The following is a 20,201-nucleotide window of genomic DNA, read 5'->3' on the forward strand; positions in this document are numbered from 1 at the left end:
ACATGATTCATCGAACGTTTGACGATTTTACAATCCTAAAGTTACTAGGCGCTGGAAATATGGGGGAAGTATACTTAGCACAGCAAAACTCCTTAGCACGACAAGTTGCCATAAAAATTATGACCAAACACCCCTCGAATTCTAACGAAAATTTTGAACGTTTTATGCGTGAAGCGAGAATAGCCGCTTCCCTACATCACCCGAATATCACAGCAGTATATGCCGTAGGATCTCAAAATAACTTTGCCTACATCGCCATGGAGTATATCGATGGGACGTCTCTTGATGAATACATAAATAAAAAATTGATGCCACAAGAAGAGGCACTCAAAATATTGCTACAACTCTGTGAGGGATTAAATACCGCACTTAAAGGTAACATAATCCATCGCGACATAAAGCCTGCCAATATAATAATAGACAAGAACAATAATATAAAAATAACCGACTTCGGTTTGTCAAAGCGCACCGATGGTGGTATGGACATAACGAAAACAGGTATGATTTTGGGATCTCCTGGATACATGAGTCCAGAACAGGCAATAGGAAAAAAAGTAGATTTTCGTGCCGACATATATTCTCTAGGGGCAACTTTTTATCAAATGTTAACACAGCGGATGCCTTTTTCAGCCGACACCATCGCCGATATGATTTACAAACATCGTTTTGAAAAAGTAAATTCACCGCGAAACTTCAACCCAAATCTTGACGATGAAGTGTGTTTTATTATTGCAAAAATGTTACGCAAAGAACCCGAACAACGCTATCAAAGCTACGAAGAAATTATCGGAGATATAGAAGCATTTTTTGTCAACAAAAACGTAATGTCCACTGGAAAAATCGATGCCAAGGAAATCTATAACAATTTCCGTATGAAGAAACGTGGTTTTTCCAGCATGTTTTCTTCTCAAGGTACACTGAGAAAAACGCAGCGTAGGTCAGCTCCTCTTAAAAGAAGTTTTACCACTCGTAGGGTTCAAAGAGATATATTAGAAAAAGAAGCCAACGCCAAAAAAGATTTGGAAGAAAAAAAACAGCAACCTACATCAACTTCACCACACAGCAATTTGGTGACAAACTCCATGATGATAGAAACATTTTCCTCCAAAGATCAAGGTTTTTTAGAACACCTAGTGAAACAAGGTATGTTAACACCAGAACAGGCACAACATGCAAAAATTTTGCAAGATACCTTGAATCGAAAAGTTGGACAAATTTGCATTGAATTAGAATTTTTAACAGAAGATGACGTCAATATGATTTTGCAACTGCAAAAAAGTAGTGGCAAATACTTTGGAGATATTACCGTAAAAGAAGGCCTTATGACCTATGAAGAATTTCAAGCTGTTTTACAAAAACAGTCAGATAGTTACGTTGATATGTACAAAGTACTTCTGTATGATAACGTTTTACCTGACGAGATCTTACAACAACAGTACAAATTATTTTTGGGAGATTTAGTCTAGTTGCAGTGAGATGCGATCAAGGGCATGCCCTTGACAAATAAAAAAGATTGTTTTATTTTTTTATACAAGGAAGAATACAGTGAAATACTTATCTATTTTTTTTATTCTCTTTCTGTATGGTTGTGGTGGAACAAGAGAATATCGTTTACAAGAACCACAAGAAATCCCCATTGAGAAAACGTTACCGGGATATGTGAACCTCAAAGTTTTTTCTCCCCCTAAATACCAAGATAACTTAGGGCTATACAAGTACAATGTACAGTTGAAAGAAGCCATCACCAAACAATATGAATTTAGTTTGCAAAAACTTTTTGAAGGTGGTTTAAAAGAAAAACGTACGGAAACTAACATTCATGTAACGAGTTTAGATACGTCTATATTTCCTATATCCGGCTTGGTAATTGATATTCGCGTATTTCTTAAAATTGAAATTTTTGACGCAAATATGGGAAAATTAAAGACCCTAAAGATTTATGGTTTTGGTTCGGCGGAAGATGGGAATAAAGCCTTACAGAAAGCTGTGGCAAATTCTTTCCACCAGCTAATCCCTACAGTAGAAGAATTATTTATCCGCTCTTAAATTTACTAGTGCGGTTTGAAATATTGTAGTATGTAAGTTACATAGCGAACTTACAGCATTTATTTTTATTTGAGAGCAAAAGTATGTCAGAAAATAACGAAAGTCTTCAAGCTAAACTCCTTGGGGAGTTAGGAAGCATAGGACTCGCAGAAGTTTTTGAAACCCTGGGTACTAAGAACAGGTACGGGTGGCTAACTTTAAAAAATCAGAATGAAGAGATTGTTTTGTACTTCCAAGGTGACTTAGTTGGTTTAGTTACCTTGCCGGAAGAAAAATTGAGCTATATACCAGAAAAACTCTATTATTCAAACCGTATATCCGTAGAGCAATATCAAGCCATCATAGAAAGCGAAGATCCTCTGGGTACTTTAGAAGAATTGGTTGATAGCGATACAATATTAAATTTTTTGAATACTATCTATTATGATGAAATATGCTATCTATTCTCTTGGACGGAAGGTTATTTTGAGTTTGTTGATCAAAAACCTGGTGACGAAGCAAGCCCCATAGGTAAGCTATTTGAAGCAGAGACCATTTTACTTGATGCAGCACGCAGACTAGATGAAAACAAAGAAATAGATTATGTCATTACCGACAAACACGAAATACTAATCCATGCTGTGGAACAAGGGATTCCAGAAGAGATGGCGGCATTAGATGAGCCGCTAGGTAACGTGTGGCATTTAGCAAATTACAAAAACTTCCAAGAAGTTATTGCTTTTTCTTACTTGTCAGAGTTCGATTCGGCAAAAATACTTGCTACATTATACCAAGAAAACAGTCTGCGCTTTTTAACAGATGATGAGCTACAACATTATGCCAGTGAATTAGAACAACAAGATAACGTAATGGAAGCAGAAAAATGCTATCGGTTACTCCTACGCCGTAACCCATACAACAACGAAGCATGTGAAGCTCTTATCCACATTAATGAAGCGGCTGGTAACATCGAGGTTCTCGAAGAACTGTATGAGCAGATCGCTAGCAACTTTATATCTTCTGATGATCCCAACTTTCAAGTACAGGGAGCGTTTTATTTAAAAAGGTATAGCGATTTAAAGAAAGATGCTCCAGAAGGTATCGAGGCGCGGTTGCATTTGCTAGATATGGTTGTCAATTCCAATATTGATCCCGAAATGATCGGATACGCCCCTGTTCAAGATGGCCGTGTTTTATTTCAATACTTCAGAACTCAACGCAAAGACCAAAAAGCAAAACAAGTGTTACAAAATTTAACGAAATTAGCTCCAGACGATGTCTCTTTGCGCAGTGAGCTTATCAATGTATATCTTGATCTTAATGAGAAAGACGCAGCGCTAGAGCAATATGAACATGTAATGTACTTGCAAGAAATAAGCGGTAATGTTGCAGAACTTCGCGCTACATACCAGAGAGTGTTGCGTTTAGATCCTAGACGCAAAGACATACAACAAAAATTTGATCGCTTAAGTGCGAAGCAAAGTGGACAAAAAAGCGCCGTAGGTAAGTTTCTCATCGCCGTTTTGATTTTGGGAATTCTCGCAGGTGGTGTGTACTACATCAATGATTTCTTGCAACAGAAACAACAAAGTAAGAGACAATTCACGATGCAAGTAGAGCAACTTATTGCGAAAGATATGTTGCGCAACGTAAAGCAGATGGTCCTCGATAGTAAAATTTTGGACCAGTTAGAAAAAGATAGTTTCTTGCGAAAAATACAAAATAAAGAAGAAATGCTTCTCAAAAAAATTGACAGGGATTTTGAGAATGCCATTGTGGCAAAACAAGGAGGAGATCTCCTAAAAAGCCAAGAAATTTTAGCGGGGATATTAAAAATAAACGTTGCCATAGAACCTGACAGTCTAAAAGGGATGAAGGATCTACAACGTGAAGTCAAGGTTAGCCTGGCAAATTTTGACCGCGATTTAAAATTAGCACAACAGTACGAAGTAGAAAAAAAATATTCTGCCGCGATAAAACTGTATCTCAAAATATGGTCGATGCCTGATTACCAAAGACATCCCAAGAGAAACACCATTAAACTGCCGATAAAACTACTTAATTTCGATGCTAAAAAAGCAGATGTTTGGGTCGATAGTGAAAAAACCAAAGTGCGAAATAACGTATTGCGACTCCCACCGAATTTCCAAAAATTAAAACTCGAAACCGATGGCTATGCACCATACTTGTTTTATAACGCTTTTGAAAACAATTCCAATGACGTAGAAGAAAGTAATGAAGGCAAGGTATACCCTTTAAAGAAACCGGAGATTCGCATTGTTTTCAAAAAAGAAACTTTGTGGTCATATGATGTCAATGGTATTGTGGAAGCCGCTCCTTGTTTTGGTGACGATAAATTATACATCGCCGCAAGGGATGACAATATATACACGATACAATCGCTAGACTCTATACCAACAGAAAGTTGGCAACCATTTAAACCAAATCCATTGACATCTTTCAGTTCTTCACCCATTTTTCACAATGGTATTTTATATTTGGCAGGTAACAACTACAAACTGTATGCTGTCAAAGGTAAGTACCTATATGCCCGTTACACTTTACCAAGTAATGCTCTCATTTCAGCACCTGTTGTTCTATCCAAAGACAAAAAATTGGTATTTTTCACTACGGAAAATGGTGCCATTTATGCAATGCCCACACTAAAAAATAGAACGAGAAACTGGAAACCTAGATGGAAAAAATCTTTACGTCCTGCACGTAAACTATTCGCTGCGGTAGATGGCAACGAAATATTTGTGCACGCAAAAAATAGTCATCTGTATTGTTTCAACGCCACAAATGGCAAAACAAAGTGGCGCACCGCAGTAGAACAATCTTCGGACTCCGTACCGAGTATTTATCGTACACGAGTGTATTTAGGCGGGAGTAACCTTTTATATTTTATCGATAGAAACAATGGTAAAATACTAAATAAGAAGAGAGTAAAAGGTCGTATAGCTGGAAAACCCGCCGTCAACAGTCGTGGAATTTTCTTCGGTACCTCCGCATTCCACATATATGGAATATCGCACAGGGGAAAACCATTATGGCGTCAAATAAGAGCACGAGACGAGTTTGAACACTCCGCTGTTCTCAACCAGGACGGTGTACTGTACATTGCTTGTAAAAACGGCGTTATTTATGCTATCGACAGCAAGACGGGTAAAGAAGTTTGGAAATACTCTATCGAAAAAGTAAAAAAAATAGAGCAAAAAGTAACTTCCCCTATCGTCTTAGTTAAAGACAAATTATTTGTAGGGTCATACAAAACAATATATGCCTTTTCAAATAATTAATGACCTGTACTACCCGATCTCGAACGAAAAGGATTTACTCTTTTGAGAAAAATAACCGCCTCGTAACAAGCGAATTTCAATAAACAAAAGATTCTTCTGGAGAAGAATCTTTTGTAAACATTAAGAACTTTAATAGAGATAAACTCTTTTGCTTGCTGATTTTTTGGGATTGGAATCGGAATCGGAATCAAGAGCGTTTCTTGTCACTCACTAGTACAAGGCGAAGAATTAGATTTATCTATCGATAAAATTCACTTTACATTGTATTGCTGGGCAATGTATAATAAATAAAAAGTGCTTTTGTTATTGGCAAGAGGTCTAAAAGTTACTACAAATAGGCTTTTGCCAGTAATAATTAAAAATAAAACCTTTGTAAATATAAGTATTTTGTTGTATGGATTTGCATTATCAACTTATTGTTATTACAAGATTCTATTTTCGACGCAATAAAACTTATGATAGTTGTAAATAAATTATGTATTGTTGACACTTTTTGTAATATTTGTTAGTATGGCGAAAAATGATATTTTGGCAGCTATTTACAATAACATTTTCGCCAATAAATCGAATTTCCATTTAAGGTTTTTTGTATTATGCAATTTTGGGGTTGGAAAAAAAGTCCAGAAGATACTGTAAAAGAATCTCCAACAGTTGAAACTTATTGTACAGTAGTCAAATCTTTACAAACAAAAGGCGATGTAGCAAAAGCGTGGGAGTTTGTAGAACAAGCAAAACAAAAATTTCCAAGATCGAAAGAAGTTTCAGATTTGTACGTGACATTGGCAAAAAACAAGTGGCGTCCAGAAATTGAACGTCTAAAAAAGCTAATTTCACAGGGAACGAACTCCGTTGCACTTGTTCAGCTAGCTGAAATTTATAAAGAGTTAGGCGAAGAAGAAGAGGCCTTATCACTATGTGTAAAAGCGATAGAAACAAATGATAAGGATGATATACCACATCTTATAGTTGGTCAAATTCGTATAGAACGTTTTTACAAAGACTTTTTTGAAAAAGATGGTCTTCTTGCTCGCGAACACTTGGAAAGATCAGTAGAAATAAATCCTCAAAATTACAAAGCGTTGATAGCTCTAGCCAAATTTTACATACAAATTGGTGCTTTGAAAAAAGCCGAACAAAAATTGCGAGATATTCTGAGGTTTGCACCTGAAGATGAGAACATTAAAAGTTTAAATGCCATCATATCCGATCTAGAAAAACCAAGCATTGAAGATGTCGACTTTCTACTGACAACTGTAGAACAAGACAGATGTTTGTTTTATAGTTTAGATGGTGGGCGTAGTCAAAAACGGGAAATGGTTCTCTCACCGGATATCTTTCAAAATGCCTTGGATTCACTACATTCTATAACAGATGTACTATGTCTTCTTGTTTGTGATGAGGAAGGTACTCTAATTGCTCACTATGCAAGAGAAAACGTAGATTTCAACATATACTATGAGGTAACCTCTTGTATATATCAAAATGTGCAAAATTCTACAAGACATATGGACATAGGTAAATTTCAGAGAAGTGAAGTTTCAGGCCCGTTTGGATGTATTCAAATGATCGCAGCAGATAATATTTTATACACTGCCTTCGGATCATCTGAAAGTCGAAGCAAAACTGTGTACCAAGAACTACAAAATTTTGTGTCTAAAATTCCAATCATTCACGGTAGTTAGTGGTATTTTGTTTGGCAAATTGGGGATAGTATTATGATGCAAAAAATTTTGCAGCAACTCAATCAAGAAGTTGGTGTAAAGGGAAGTATGATAGTCGAGCAAGACGGTTTACCAGCCGTTACTGAATTAGGTAAAGAGTTAGATGGAGAAATTGTCGCCGCTATGGCTTCTAGTACTATCCGCTCCACCAAAAGAGCACTCCAACTACTAAATCAATCTAAGTTTGATCGTATTATTTTAATGGCAGCACATGGAAGAATGGTTTTTGTTGATTTAGATCCTGCTCCTGCTATACTACTAGCTGTAACAGATAAAAATATCAACATCGATCTGACGATTCTTGCAATTGATGGAGCAGCCATAAGAATTAAAAATTTACTAATGAAAAAGTGATATATGGGGGAAGGCTGGATATGGTCCAGTTTAATTTTTTCCGAAGAGAAGTAAACTGTAAAATAGTATACTATGGTCCTGGATTATCAGGGAAAACAACGAATTTGGAAGTAGTTCACCAAAAAACACCTGGAAACAACCGTGGTGATCTTACTTGCATATCAACAGAACAAGACCGTACTCTATTCTTTGACTTTATGCCTATTGAACTGGGAAAAGTCGCAGGAATGAATACTAAGTTGCGTTTATTTACCGTACCAGGACAACCATTTTACAACTCCACAAGAAAGTTAGTTCTTCAAGGGGCTGACGGCGTAATTTTTGTAGCTGACAGTCAGGAAAAGAAAATTCAAGAAAATCTTGAATCTCTAAAGAATTTAGAGGAAAATTTAGCTGAGTATGGAATTAATATTCGAGATATTCCACTGGTTATCCAATGGAACAAACGCGATATGCCAAACATTCTGGAAATCCCGGATCTCGAACGCGAAATCAACTACTTAGGTGTCCCAACTGTACCAGCAGTAGCTCCTACAGGAGAAGGTGTTTTCCCAACTCTAAAAGCTTGTGCTACAATGGTGTTATCTTCTGTTAGTAAAAAAGTGGAAAAGGCAGGGCAGCAAACTCTTACTTCGAGTTCTCCACTTCAAAAACGCACGAATCCAACGCCGATAGCCAAGACGGAAGAAAAGAAACCAACAGCTGGTTTTAACAACCAAAATAAGGCTGGTTTCAACCAAAACAAAAAGAAACCTATATTCAAAAAATTTGAAAAGAAATTCAAAAAGTAGTCCAATTTTGATAAAAGCCAGAATAAACAAAATAGTAACGTTACTAAGTTGGGGTATGCTAAATGAGTGATAGCCAAAACCTAAAACTAAACAGATTAATTTTTTACAAAGAAGATGTCGATTTAATTGACAAAGTCCTTCAAATGTTCTTAAAACAGTGCCAGGCTAAGTGCTGTATTCTCATAGACAAGGAAGGACACTTGATTACTCATCACGGAGAAACTCAAGCATATGAATTAGACACCGTATGTACTCTACTTGCGGGAACATTTGCGGCAACAAGAGAGTGGGCAAGATTACTAGGTGAAGAAGAGTTTTCCGTACTTTTTCACAAAGGTAAGAAAGACAGTATACAAGTGAATTTAGTTGGTGATCGAACTCTTCTCGCAGTTATTTTTGATGATAGAACTCAATTAGGTTTAGTAAAATTAATTAGTGAAAAAATATCTAAAAGACTCGAAAAGATATTTGCAGATTCCGAAAACCGTAAAGAAAATCCAGATGACTCCATGGTAGAAGGTATAGCCAAACTAGGCGAAGCTGCAGATGATTTACTAGATAATATTTTTGGATCCGACTAAGTCTTATCACGCCACTTTTGTGGGGTGGTAAGACCACTATTTCATCGCAGTAGTAATATACATACTTTTAATGCATCAATAACATCTACCCAGCCGCTATAACCATCTTCTGTAAATATCTTTTTGAAAAACGGCAAAAAAACCGTAGAGTGAGGCCATTCGGCCACAAAATTCCGCGCCTCATGATGCAATTCATCAAATGTAGAACCTTCGTAAAGATATTGTCCTGTCTGTAAATACAACAACACAGAGGCAAAACTCCAAATATCATTCTCGATATTCGCTTCCTGATCCAAAATCATTTTTGGTGATTGAAATCGATTGGCCATATGCTGCGGGGTTAACTTTGAGGGAAGTAATCCATATCCATAAATCAAAGGTTCACCGCTTACGTGTATATAAATAGAATCGAGTTTTATCTGTGTGTGAACCCCCCATTTTTTGTGACACCACTCCAATGCTTGTGCCATATCTATAATCAACTTCATTTTTTGTGAAGAACTCAGGCTATTGAACAATTGAATTGTTAAGAATTCACCAGGAATAAACGGCAACACAGCACAAACATAGCCATCCCTATTAAGAAAACGTAAGGGGGCCATTTTGTTATTTTTCAAAACATTATCTTGAAAGAAGCCTTTTTTGTAGGCGTGCAGATAAACTTTTTTTTGCTGTGATAAATCAATCGCGATTACCAATAGCCCATAAAAACTCACCTGCAAAGGAACACCGATAATTTGATAATCCTCTGCCAAGGTTAACCTTACAAAACAAGCAAATTCTTTGCATTCCTCACAGTAAAGCCATGGACAATGTTCTCCGATAGAGGAAACCTGTTGCTCTTTTTCGCAAAAAGTGCACTTTTTTTGCGTGGAAATTTCGAGATTCGTTTCTTCCACAATATCGAGATTGGTGATCGAAGTATTTGAATGATAGGGTTCTTTGGGTATTTTACTCTGTGGAGCTAGAAATTCTTCCACAATTTGTTCTTCGTTTTTGATGATAGGAGAATTCGCTTCGACAACGCTGGGGGAGAGTATTTGTAAAACCAAAGACGTATCACCCAAGAGTATAACATCATCGTTACGTAGCACCTGTATATTTTCCAAAGGTTTGTCATTAATACATGTTCCAAATGAGCTACCCATATCGATGATAGTAAGATCGCTGTTTTGAATTTGGATCAGACAATGACTTTGAGAAACTCTGGAATCTTTCAGCAACAAATGGCACCCATGTAAACGTCCAATGACAATGGTATCATTTTTTAGCGTAAAACGCCATTTACGACCTTTGTCAGGCCCTTTTACACATTTTAATAATATTTTATACTGTAGCATTGATTTTTTCCGTGAAAATGGCACAAGGATCTTGGTTGATGCGCGTTAAAAACACAGTGGTCAACGGCGATTTTTTATCCCCTCTCTTCAATTGCAGACGTTTTTGCCAAGAAACAGCTTCCCCGTAAAATCCGCGACATTTCACGGTGATATTGCTAAGTCTTTCCTTGCGAATGTATGCCTTGACTTTTTTTTCGCTAAATGGCATGATTCGTTTCACCTCGAAAGCCTGCAACCATGGAGTATTCGCCAATTTATCTCCTGTTAAATAAGATAAGCGTTCATCGACCAAGTGCAAATCGTGCTGTTTTGCAATCGCTTGTACTAGGCCTGCCCGCAAAGCAGCTTTCTGTACTTCGTAAATAAATTGCCCAACAGAACTGATCTCGACTTCATCATCGCTATATTCCATCGTCAAATTTTGCGGTAGTAACGTCGCACGCCGTTTTGTCGTCGCCAAATCACCACACCATAGCATAATTTCTTTGCATTCACCATTCAGAGAAATGACTTCTATCTCACAAGGAAGTTCTAAATTGTCGTAGTTAAGCCCTGGCGAGACCTTGATTCCCAGAGCTGTGCTTTTCTCTACAAGTTTTTTAATCGTAGCGATACCAGGTTCGTAATCTTCCAGATGAAACCAACGTTGTCCACTGTGGCGACGTGACGGATCAATAAAATAGGCGTCGGCTTTGGGAAACCAATTACTGCTATTTGCCACAACCGCAGCGAAATTGCGTTGATAAACACGTAAATTGTGTGCACAAATCATAACTTTGTGAATAAATTTGTCCACCACAATAAGATCTGCTACCCGTGAAAGGTGAATCGCATCTCCTCCTATTCCGCATGTCAAATCCGCAACAATGTCAAATTTCTCATAGCGGCGACTTATGTAGCGCGCAACAGATTCAGAAGTCGATTGCTCTAAACCCTCGCGATCAAATAGCATTTGTTCATAATGAGAAAATTTACCTTTTGCTTTGTTGCGCAACTCTATTTGCGACGACACCAATGCCGCTGCATCGGCATCTGCCATTTTACGTAAAATATTTAGTCGTTTATGAATATCAGAATGTTGATGCGCCACACCAAGTAATTTTTGACCTTCTGAACTTTGTAAAAATCTAATTTGTGCTGGTTGCATTTACTCGCTCATTTCTCGCAACCACAGCGCGATTCTTTCAATATTTTCTTGCGCTTCATTTTTTCCCGATGCAATATCCATCACAAAGTCAAATACAGCGTCTTCTTCGAAAGCGCGAAACTGAATCCCATTCCAATTTAACAATGTAATCGCCGTGGCAAGCCCTGTACGTTTATTGCCATCGTGAAATACATGATTTTTAATAATGTAAAACATGTATGCTGCCGCTTGATGAAAAATATCGGGATATATTTTTGCACCAAATAGCTCATTGGTGTGTATATTTTCAACAAATCCCAAAGACATTCCCGGACGAACATTGTTGCTGTGTCCTGTTCCTCCCGCTAGCTCAATCGATAATTTATTGATGGCGATCACCATGCGTTTATTGATATATTTTTCTCGCATTAGCTCCCCAAACGTATGTATAGATTCAAATTTTGTTTAATATGCTTTTCCGCAGACTTTAAAGCGAGAACTTCTCCATTGTCGAGCCATATTCCTTGGCATTGAGGACAAATATCAATCACTTCTCCAACGACTTCGCGTTTTTTCATTACCTCCCCGTCCACGGGACAACACAATTGTTTGTTCTTTTCCTTTTCCAGAATAGTATCTATTTCTTGCTCCTGTAAATCTACCTGACCAAAAAGTTCCACAAGGTGGACAATGGATTCTAATTCCCCGCGATCAAAGTAAATTCCTTGACAAGTATTGCAACGATCCACCATTTGGCCATGGAAATCAATTTCGACTAACTCTATTGTACATATAGGACATTTACGCATTTTGCACCTCTAAAACCTCATCTAAAATTTGTACAAATTTTTCACAATCCGATATCGAATTGTAAATATAAGGTGATACGCGAATTACATTGCTACGTATACTAACGAATACATTTTGCTCTGACATCTTATTGCCAAAACCTTCCGGCAAAGATTTTCGAAAGCGCAACCCTAAGATATGACCACAACGAAAACTTTGCGGGATAATTTCAAAATCGTGCTTCTCTGTTAAATTACCATCGTGAATACGTTCAATAATGGTATCTACAAGAGATACCACACTGCGATAAATATTTTCAACTCCCCAATCTAGTATTTGTTGTAAAGCCGCCATCGCCATGGGCAACAGAACAAAATTATTGCGCTCTCCGACATCAAACCGGCACGCTCCTGGGGCATATTCGTCTGTGTAATTCACTAATTGGGAAAAATTTTCGCTACCTTTGCGACTCAACCAATTATGTTCCAATGGAAGCGAGCGCTGATAATCGGGATGCACATACATAAAACCAAGACTGTATGGCCCTAATAGCCATTTATAGCCTGCGGCAACGACAAAAGCTGGCCGAATTTTTTGTACATCGAAATCAAAAATCCCTAGCGATTGCGTCGCGTCAATAACCAATGGAATGTTTTTCTTGCGGCATACACCACCGATTTTCTCGACATCAACAAACGAACCATCCGTCCAATGACATTGGGGAACAGAAACAGCCGTTGTGTCATCATCAATTGCCTGGAGAACGCTTTGCGTCCAATCATGGTTCTGCGGACGCTCGACAGTGATGATATTTGCATCGCGACTTCTCCACGGATAAATATTAGAAGGAAATTGTTCTTCTAAAACAACAATGTTTTCCTTGGGATTCATGCAAATATTATTTACGGCGATTCCAATACCATAGCTCACAGACGGAATGATCGCAATGTCGTTCGTTGCGGCATTTACAATTTTGGCAAACAATTGTTTTAGTTGTGTACTTTGCTCAAAAAAATCTTTGGGTTTTATTTCCCATGGACGTTCTTTGCGCATCACCCCCTCAATTCCCGCTTTTTTTATCGATTCGAACATCGGAGATAAATACGAGCAATTGAGATAAGTGACATCATCTGGTATTTCGAAAAATTGTTTCTGGCAAGGTAAAACCATCATTTATTCCTAATATGTCTCAGGATCTTTTCCGCACGCTGTCGAAGATGCCGTGGCAACTCGGCGTTTTCTAAAGCTAATTGTAGATACTTTTTTGCTTTGCTTAGAGTACCTTGGTTAAAATACACCATTCCTAGGTAACAATGAATTTGCGATTGTTTTGGTTTCTCGGCATGCGCAGCTTCCAGATCTACAGTTGCTTTTTCATAATTACCTAGTTGCATATACACTATCGCGCGATTAAATAAAGATTGCCAATTTTTTTTGTCCAACGATATGGCTTTTGTGTAGTTTTCCACTGCTTTGTCCAACTGTCGCGTACGCATGTAGGCATACCCCAAGTTATTGTATGCCGGTGCATAAGCAGGGTTATACATAGTTGTTAATTTATAATCTTTTATCGCTTCTTTGAGCTTTTTTTGTATAGAAAACCACCTACCGCGATTGTAGTACCCCTTTGCATAAGTGGGTTCCATTTTTAAGAGTTTGTCATACAACTGTTTTGCTTTATCATACTCAAGCTTTCTGGTCAAAGCATTTGCCTTATTCAAGTAAGCGGTAATGCTTTGCGGTTTTTTTTGCAAAACATAGTCAAAATCCGCAATGGCTTTATCCACCATATTATTGTGCAAATAGATATTTCCACGAGTGATAAATAATTCCATATCATCAGGATCTTTTTCTATTTTTTGTTGTAAAAGTTGTAAACTTTTTTTTAAGGCGTATTTACCAGAATTCAATCCAAAACACATACCATATATCACCGGATATTTTTTGTCACTTTGGGGTATTTTCAACAGCAACTTGCGTAGTGGTTGTAAAAAAGTATCGCTTTGTTGTAGCGTAGAATATTCCTCGAATGCGCGTTTTAATGTTTGTGTTGTGGCATCGCGAACCAAGTCTACTTCTTTTTTGAGATCATGAATATTATTAGCGTACAGTTCGATTCTATTTTTTTGCCAGAATAAATACACACAAAAACACAGTAGCATAAACACAACAGCTATCATACTTGTTATAGCTACAATGTGGCGCTTAAAAAACTTTTTGCTGGCCTGCCACTTTGTATATTTTTTGGCGAGTATTGGTTGGTGCGCCTGGGCATTTTTAATATCGCGGATCAATTGCTTTACGCTGGCATAGCGATTTGCTGGTACTTTTTGCAAACATTTCAAACAAATTGCCTCGATTTCAGGCGAGACCTGAGGATTTAAAACAGATGGTGTAATAGGCTCTTTAGTCAGTACATCCACCATAACGTTGTAGGAACGTCCCTGAAAGGGTGGCTTTCCACAAACGACTTCATACAAAGTGGCTCCAAAACCATAAATATCCGTTTTGTAACTTGCGCTACCAGATATTTGCTCCGGTGCCATATATTTAGGAGTCCCCACAGGAGTAAATTCCGATTTTTGAGTTGGTACCATCCGTGGAGCCACACGCGAAATACCAAAATCCATTACTTTCAACTGGTTGTTTGGTGTAATGAGTACATTAGAAGGCTTTATATCTTGATGAATAATGTTTTTGCTGTGAATAAATTCGAGGGCTGTGGCCAGTTGGAGTAAAATCGGAGCTAAATTTTCGATAGAGTAATTATTGTTACGACGAAGCCACTCGTGCAAAGTCGTACCCTTGATAAACTCCATCGCAAAATAAAAGTATGGTGTTGTTCCAATATCGTAGATACGCACAATATTGGGATGATCTAACTGCGCCATTGTTCGCGCTTCGGCGGCCAACTTTTGAAAACTTTGTAGTTGTTTATTGATTATCTTTAATGCCACGGTTCTTCGCAGTTGATTATGGTAAGCACGATATACAACGCTCATTCCACCATAACCAATGACTTCTTGCAAAATATAGTCTCCCACAACAGAATTGTTGGGAATGAAAAAACTTTGCGATGTGGAAGTTGTGAGATCATCCATGGAATATCATCCTGTGTTATCAAAAAATATGTTATACTATTATTGCAATTTACAGTTCGCTGTAATTGCTTATGGAACACAGTTCCCCTACACTAGATTCACTCAATAGAAAAGCGCTGTAGAAGCATTCTAGTAAAATATTTTACCAATTTGCAGTAAGAGGCCCAAGATGAATTTAGAAGAAATTTTTGATTTTTTAACTGTGGCAGAAGGTTTAAAAAAACTGGAGCGTTACAAAGGATTTGTGTATTGGCGTGACTATCCATTTCCACAAAGATATGAATCCGTCGCCGACCACAGTTGGCGATTAGCTTTACTCGTTATTGTTGTGGAAAAGAAACTGCACCAGAAATTAGACGTTGATAAGGCACTAAAAATGGCTTTAGTCCATGATATTCCAGAGATTATTGCAGGTGACGCGAGTCCTTTAGGTGAGTCAGGTACAGGAGACGATTCTCATTCTTTTAACGAAAAGATAGCACAAGAGCGCTTCAAACGCGAATGCAATGCCGCAGAAAAAATATTTCTTCCCTTAGGAGAGGACGGTCAGAAGTTTTACGATTTATGGCTAGAGTGCGAAGAAAAGCAAAGTTTTGAAGCCAAAGTAGTCAAAGCCTTAGACAAAATAGAAGCCTTGCTGCAAATACTATCTTGGACAGACGGACGCATGTTCAAAAAACACCTTGACTTCACCATCCTTTATTCAGAACGCGCTTTGGGAATAGATCCCTTCATCGATAAATTCTGGAAATTATTGACCGACAAGTTAAAGAATACTTTCCAGGAAATCGATGACAAAGAAAATTAAGTTTTCATTATTTTCAAATATAGTTTAGACTAGAGTATAATATATTACGAGCTCGGAAGCGGGCTCGGGCTCGGAAGCGGGCTCGTAACGAAAACTATCCAATGTGGAGGTTTAAAGAGTGAAACGTTTCATTTTATTTATACCATTTATTCTTATATCTATCTACGCACAACAACAATGGCGCGGTATATGGGTAGATGCGTGGAATGAAGGTTTATACAACAAACAGCAAATACAAGAAATGTTGCAAACAGCTAAAAAATATGGTTACAATGCCGTTGCCATCCAAATTCGTTGTCGTGGTGATGCTCTATATTTCCCCAAATACCCCAATACAGAGCCTCGTAGAAGAAACTTGGCGAACGATTTCGATCCACTGCAAGTTACTATCGATTTAGCACATTCGATGGGAATAGAAGTGCATGCATGGGCGACAACATTCTTAGTGGCAAGTAGTACACCGAGTTCACCGCAACACGTTTATCATAAACACAATGAATACCTAACACAAAACAGCAACGGTGAGAAAAAAATAGGCGAAGGGTACTATCTCGACCCCGGCCATCCTGGGGCTTTAGAATGGAATCGCAAAGTTGTCCTTGATATTGTCAATAACTACGACATTGATGGTTATCACTTTGACTACATTCGTTTTCCACAACAAGACGCTGGTTTCAACCCTGTCTCCGTCGCGCGTTTCAATAAAAAGTATGGCAAAAGTGGACAACCTTCTAAAAGCGATCCTCTTTTTAGCCAGTGGAGACGAGCGCAAATTACCGATTGGTTACAAAATATGTACGTGGAAATCGCCAAAGTTAAGCCTCATGTTAAAGTAACTGCGGCAACCTTTGCCAGTCGTTCAGACGCATTTCATAATCGTTTTCAAGACTGGGCAACATGGATGGAACGCGGCATTATTGATGCAAATTTCCCGATGAACTACGCGCGCACTCACGACATATTTGAAAAACGTGCTGATGATATTATGAACCATAGTTACAATCGTCATGTGTACATGGGCATTGGTAGCTACCTTTTAACCGTCGATTACTCTGTGCATCAATTGCTCTATGCGCAACAACAAAAAAGTCACGGTGTTATTTTATTCAGCTATGCAAACAATGCGAAATCGGGTAAGTCGACTTCGGGTTACAAAGCCATTTTTGATAAAGTATTCAAAACAACCGCAAGCGTTCCCGACATGCCATGGAAGTCTCAAAAAAATACCGGTCATATTCTAGGGCAAGTTATTGCCAAAGAGCAGGTAGAGGTTACAATACCTGAATTGGGGCTAAAGACAACAACCGATGCCAATGGCCGTTTTAGTTTTCTTTACCTGAGAGAAGGCTCGTATCGCATAAACTGTGGCCACGAAACCATGAATGTTGACGTTCGTGGGGGACAAGTTGCCATGAGTAGCACCATTATTGTAAAATAAATTGAATTGATCACTAGGCGAAACGCTTTGATATTGCGTTTCGTCTAAACACCGCGTAATTATTTTCACACTAGGATTGCCACAAAGATGAAGCACATTGATATATCTCAAGCCTTAAATAATCAGATTCCTATTGTCGATGTACGTAGTGAAGGTGAGTTTGCCAAGGGGCATATACCCCAGGCGCATAACATACCACTAATGAATAATGAAGAACGAAAATTAGTGGGTATAGAATATAGAAAACAAGGCAGTCAATCTGCCCTGAACTTAGGTTACAAACTTGTGGGTCCCAAATTTGCCAAAATCAAGAAAAAATTGAAAGACATTAGTCATGACAATAAGCTAGCCATACACTGTTGGCGCGGTGGAAAAAGGTCCGAAATTAGTTGTCAATTGGCCGAAGAAATGCAATTGGAGGTACAATGTATCCAGGGAGGCTATCGTAGCTACCGCAGATGGTGTCGTGAAACCACACAAAAACAGCGAAAGTTTTATGTGTTGTCTGGAGCGACAGGTTCTGGTAAAACACAGCTTTTATATCTGTTAGAACAACAAGGACTACAGGTTCTCGATTTAGAAAAATTAGCCCACCACAAGGGCTCGGTATTTGGCGGATTGGGTAACCCCCCACAACCTCTACAAGAAATGTTTGAAAATCGGCTCGCCCAAAAATTAAATACGTTCAAAAACGAGCCTATTTTTGTGGAAAATGAGAGCCGGATGATCGGTAAATTGTTTATTCCCGAATGCATTTTTACGCAATTGAAAAGTCACAATGTTTTGTATATCGAACTACCACGTGAAATTCGCCAAAAACGCATAAGAAAAGAATATGCGCATTTTGCCAAACAAGATATCTACGCGTGCGCTCAGAAACTACAAAAACGGCTAGGAGGACTGCGTTTACAAAATATAAAACGCAGTTTAGAATTGGGAAACTACGACTGGATCGATATACTTTTGGATTATTACGATAGAAGCTATGCACATCACAAACAAAAATACAATCAGCGAATCGTGAATAAATTTTGTGGAGACAGCCCGCGACAGATATATGGCAAAATTATAAATTGGTTACCCCAAATAGCGCATTCCTAAAAGCGTGATATCATCGTGTTGTTCTGCTTTTCCAATGAAACTTTGTACATCTGCTAGTATCGCTTCGATCATTCCTTTGATGTCCATTTGGTGGTATTCTTCAATCTTTTCGCGCAAACGCTCGAGCTTGTACATTTCCTTCTTGATGTTGTGCGCTTCCGTTGCTCCATCTGTAAACAATACAACAACATCACCCTTTTCCAGTTCCAGCTCTTTTTCTTTGACCAAGCGCGAAAAGTTTTTGAAATCAACTCCAAGAACAACCCCACCGGACCGATATGCTTCACATTTACCTGTTGCGATGCGATAGTGCAAAATATGCTCGTGACCTGCGGAAGAATAGGACAACTTGTTGCCGTCCCAGCACAGAAGCAACATACTGACAAATTTACCAGAGCCAGCGATATCTCTTAGTAACAATTTTGCACTGTTGAGTAAGATATCTTTGGACGACTGGTATATTTCGACAAAAGCACGCACAAAAGATCGCAATTCACTCATGATCAAACCAGCAGCAACACCTTTCCCTGAAACGTCTCCAATACAAAAGTATAGATTTTTTTCCGCTTCAATCACGTCAAAATAATCTCCACCGATTTCTTTTGCACTGCGTGTCACTCCGTAAATATTCATATTCGAAGACTCAGGAAATTTTTTGGGTAACAGGCTTTCTTGAATGGTAGACGCAAGCTTTAACTCATGTTCCAAAGCCTGTTTTTTCTTTAGTTCTTGTTGCACCATTTGATTTTCAATCGCAAAGGCAACGTGGTGCGAGAAAACCTCGAGTAACTCGGAGTCGCGCATTTCGTTTTTTTCATTGTCGAAAAAGATCACCCCTACACGCCGATCTTTCACCAGTAAAGGTGTAATAACACCTTCTTTTAAGCGCATCACTCTTTTGTTTGCCAACACATTTTGGAAAAAATGTTCTTGGTGATGGTATTCCTTTTTGCGAAAACCATCGATAGTCGCAAACTCTCCGATCCCACCAGAGTAAACGAGGTCGTTATTTTTGACAAGTAATACAAAGGCGTTCTGAGAACTAGTAATGGCACACAGGTGCTTTAACACTTCACGTGCCAGTTGCACAGTATTCTGTTGTTGTAGAAGTTCAGGAGAAGCATCGAGAATGGTGCGTAAGCCTTCGCAAAGAAATTCGTTTTTCACCAGTGCCGTTTCTTTTTCACGGTGTAAAACAAAAGAGGAAATTAAATGGGCAATAAGTTGCTCCATTTCTTGCATACCATGGCGGCTCTGGTAATATAGCCATTCACTAGGTGAGGAAAAAAGATCCTGAGGACGCGTAGCTTCATCTTCGTCGCGAACAGCAACAGCACAAATCAACGAAGGAAAATATTCGCGCATAGAGCGAATGAGTGGACGTACTTGTACTTCCGTGGCATTTAAATCAAAAAACGCTACCGCAATTTCACCGCCCTCATTGTATATCCGGTCTGCGATATCATTTGCATCGTCTTGGCCAAAAGCCAAAATGAGATCATAACTAATACTGGAGGTAAAAGAAACTTGGAGATGGCGTTCACTTATGTACAAACTACCAAATCGACGTGTTGATTTGCCCTGAATTTGGCTACTGCGCAATAAATTCGAATATCGTTTTAATACTTCTTCTTCGTAATCAACGCACAAAATGACGGTATAATTTTTCTTCACGTTACGCGGCCCTAAAATTTTTATGTGTAGAGGAAAGCAGATTTATACTTTTA

At 38.4% G+C, this 20,201-nt stretch carries 16 protein-coding genes and 1 pseudogene; 10 read left to right on the forward strand and 7 right to left on the reverse strand.

The window, feature by feature from the left end:
- Nucleotides 1–2 precede the first annotated feature (2 nt).
- From UABAM_RS10835 to UABAM_RS10865, 7 genes and pseudogenes are all read left to right on the forward strand, one after another.
- Nucleotides 3–1,466: a serine/threonine-protein kinase gene (locus tag UABAM_RS10835; RefSeq protein WP_151968021.1), complete on the forward strand. Its 1,464-nt coding sequence runs from the start codon at nt 3–5 to the stop codon at nt 1,464–1,466.
- Nucleotides 1,467–1,545: 79 nt separating this feature from the next.
- A complete protein-coding gene (locus tag UABAM_RS10840; protein WP_151968022.1) occupies nt 1,546–2,046 on the forward strand; it encodes a hypothetical protein in 501 nt (166 codons plus the stop codon).
- Nucleotides 2,047–2,129: 83 nt separating this feature from the next.
- The gene (locus UABAM_RS10845; RefSeq protein ID WP_151968023.1) at nt 2,130–5,324 is read left to right on the forward strand and encodes an outer membrane protein assembly factor BamB family protein; all 3,195 of its coding nucleotides are present in this window, start codon (nt 2,130–2,132) and stop codon (nt 5,322–5,324) included.
- A gap of 593 nt (nt 5,325–5,917) precedes the next feature.
- Nucleotides 5,918–7,006, forward strand: a complete 1,089-nt coding sequence (locus UABAM_RS10850; RefSeq protein WP_151968024.1) for a tetratricopeptide repeat protein — start codon at nt 5,918–5,920, stop codon at nt 7,004–7,006.
- Between the two features lie 33 nt (nt 7,007–7,039).
- Nucleotides 7,040–7,399: a roadblock/LC7 domain-containing protein gene (locus tag UABAM_RS10855; RefSeq protein WP_151968025.1), complete on the forward strand. Its 360-nt coding sequence runs from the start codon at nt 7,040–7,042 to the stop codon at nt 7,397–7,399.
- Nucleotides 7,400–7,419: 20 nt separating this feature from the next.
- A pseudogene (locus tag UABAM_RS10860) lies at nt 7,420–7,998 on the forward strand (GTP-binding protein); the annotation flags it as partial.
- Between the two features lie 254 nt (nt 7,999–8,252).
- Complete coding sequence (locus UABAM_RS10865; protein WP_151968027.1) at nt 8,253–8,771, forward strand: roadblock/LC7 domain-containing protein; 519 nt, start codon at nt 8,253–8,255, stop codon at nt 8,769–8,771.
- Nucleotides 8,772–8,812: 41 nt separating this feature from the next.
- Here UABAM_RS10865 and UABAM_RS10870 read toward each other — a convergent pair whose 3' ends face one another.
- The 6 genes from UABAM_RS10870 to UABAM_RS10895 are packed head-to-tail and all read right to left on the reverse strand — an operon-like array spanning nt 8,813 to nt 15,127.
- Nucleotides 8,813–10,111, reverse strand: a complete 1,299-nt coding sequence (locus UABAM_RS10870; protein WP_151968028.1) for a serine/threonine-protein kinase — start codon at nt 10,109–10,111, stop codon at nt 8,813–8,815.
- Complete coding sequence (locus UABAM_RS10875; protein WP_151968029.1) at nt 10,098–11,258, reverse strand: THUMP-like domain-containing protein; 1,161 nt, start codon at nt 11,256–11,258, stop codon at nt 10,098–10,100. The genes UABAM_RS10870 and UABAM_RS10875 overlap by 14 nt, the downstream gene beginning before the upstream one ends.
- Complete coding sequence (locus UABAM_RS10880; RefSeq protein WP_151968030.1) at nt 11,259–11,666, reverse strand: type II toxin-antitoxin system death-on-curing family toxin; 408 nt, start codon at nt 11,664–11,666, stop codon at nt 11,259–11,261.
- Entirely contained in the window at nt 11,666–12,046 is a 381-nt protein-coding gene (locus UABAM_RS10885) for a TFIIB-type zinc ribbon-containing protein (protein WP_151968031.1), read from the reverse strand. The genes UABAM_RS10880 and UABAM_RS10885 overlap by 1 nt, the downstream gene beginning before the upstream one ends.
- Nucleotides 12,039–13,199, reverse strand: a complete 1,161-nt coding sequence (locus tag UABAM_RS10890; protein WP_151968032.1) for an aminotransferase class V-fold PLP-dependent enzyme — start codon at nt 13,197–13,199, stop codon at nt 12,039–12,041. The genes UABAM_RS10885 and UABAM_RS10890 overlap by 8 nt, the downstream gene beginning before the upstream one ends.
- Nucleotides 13,196–15,127, reverse strand: coding sequence for a protein kinase domain-containing protein (locus UABAM_RS10895; RefSeq protein WP_151968033.1), 1,932 nt, complete (start codon nt 15,125–15,127; stop codon nt 13,196–13,198). Before UABAM_RS10895 ends, UABAM_RS10890 begins: the two co-directional genes overlap by 4 nt.
- Nucleotides 15,128–15,296: 169 nt before the next feature.
- Between UABAM_RS10895 and UABAM_RS10900 the strand changes: the two genes are divergently transcribed.
- The 3 genes from UABAM_RS10900 to mnmH all read left to right on the forward strand — a co-directional run bounded on the left by UABAM_RS10900 (nt 15,297) and on the right by mnmH (nt 18,474).
- Nucleotides 15,297–15,935, forward strand: coding sequence for an HD domain-containing protein (locus UABAM_RS10900; protein WP_151968034.1), 639 nt, complete (start codon nt 15,297–15,299; stop codon nt 15,933–15,935).
- Between the two features lie 118 nt (nt 15,936–16,053).
- Nucleotides 16,054–17,373, forward strand: coding sequence for a family 10 glycosylhydrolase (locus UABAM_RS10905; RefSeq protein WP_151968035.1), 1,320 nt, complete (start codon nt 16,054–16,056; stop codon nt 17,371–17,373).
- 87 nt (nt 17,374–17,460) lie between these two features.
- Nucleotides 17,461–18,474 (forward strand): tRNA 2-selenouridine(34) synthase MnmH, encoded by a 1,014-nt coding sequence (gene mnmH / locus UABAM_RS10910; protein ID WP_151968036.1) that lies wholly within the window; start codon nt 17,461–17,463, stop codon nt 18,472–18,474.
- Here mnmH and UABAM_RS10915 read toward each other — a convergent pair.
- On the reverse strand, nt 18,451–20,148 hold the full coding sequence (locus tag UABAM_RS10915; protein ID WP_151968037.1) for a SpoIIE family protein phosphatase: 1,698 nt from the start codon (nt 20,146–20,148) through the stop codon (nt 18,451–18,453). The genes mnmH and UABAM_RS10915 overlap by 24 nt on opposite strands.
- Nucleotides 20,149–20,201: the final 53 nt, after the last annotated feature.

The organism is Candidatus Uabimicrobium amorphum, assembly GCF_009002475.1.
Lineage (GTDB): Bacteria > Planctomycetota > Uabimicrobiia > Uabimicrobiales > Uabimicrobiaceae > Uabimicrobium > Uabimicrobium amorphum.

Coding starts and splice junctions, on each gene's coding strand:
- UABAM_RS10870 (WP_151968028.1), bottom strand. CDS start 10,111: ATGCTACAGTATAAAATATTATTAAAATGTGTAAAAGGGCCTGACAAA.
- UABAM_RS10835 (WP_151968021.1), top strand. CDS start 3: ATGATTCATCGAACGTTTGACGATTTTACAATCCTAAAGTTACTAGGC.
- UABAM_RS10895 (WP_151968033.1), bottom strand. CDS start 15,127: ATGGATGATCTCACAACTTCCACATCGCAAAGTTTTTTCATTCCCAAC.
- UABAM_RS10855 (WP_151968025.1), top strand. CDS start 7,040: ATGATGCAAAAAATTTTGCAGCAACTCAATCAAGAAGTTGGTGTAAAG.
- UABAM_RS10885 (WP_151968031.1), bottom strand. CDS start 12,046: ATGCGTAAATGTCCTATATGTACAATAGAGTTAGTCGAAATTGATTTC.
- UABAM_RS10845 (WP_151968023.1), top strand. CDS start 2,130: ATGTCAGAAAATAACGAAAGTCTTCAAGCTAAACTCCTTGGGGAGTTA.
- UABAM_RS10850 (WP_151968024.1), top strand. CDS start 5,918: ATGCAATTTTGGGGTTGGAAAAAAAGTCCAGAAGATACTGTAAAAGAA.
- UABAM_RS10880 (WP_151968030.1), bottom strand. CDS start 11,666: ATGCGAGAAAAATATATCAATAAACGCATGGTGATCGCCATCAATAAA.
- UABAM_RS10865 (WP_151968027.1), top strand. CDS start 8,253: ATGAGTGATAGCCAAAACCTAAAACTAAACAGATTAATTTTTTACAAA.
- UABAM_RS10875 (WP_151968029.1), bottom strand. CDS start 11,258: ATGCAACCAGCACAAATTAGATTTTTACAAAGTTCAGAAGGTCAAAAA.
- UABAM_RS10900 (WP_151968034.1), top strand. CDS start 15,297: ATGAATTTAGAAGAAATTTTTGATTTTTTAACTGTGGCAGAAGGTTTA.
- UABAM_RS10890 (WP_151968032.1), bottom strand. CDS start 13,199: ATGATGGTTTTACCTTGCCAGAAACAATTTTTCGAAATACCAGATGAT.
- mnmH (WP_151968036.1), top strand. CDS start 17,461: ATGAAGCACATTGATATATCTCAAGCCTTAAATAATCAGATTCCTATT.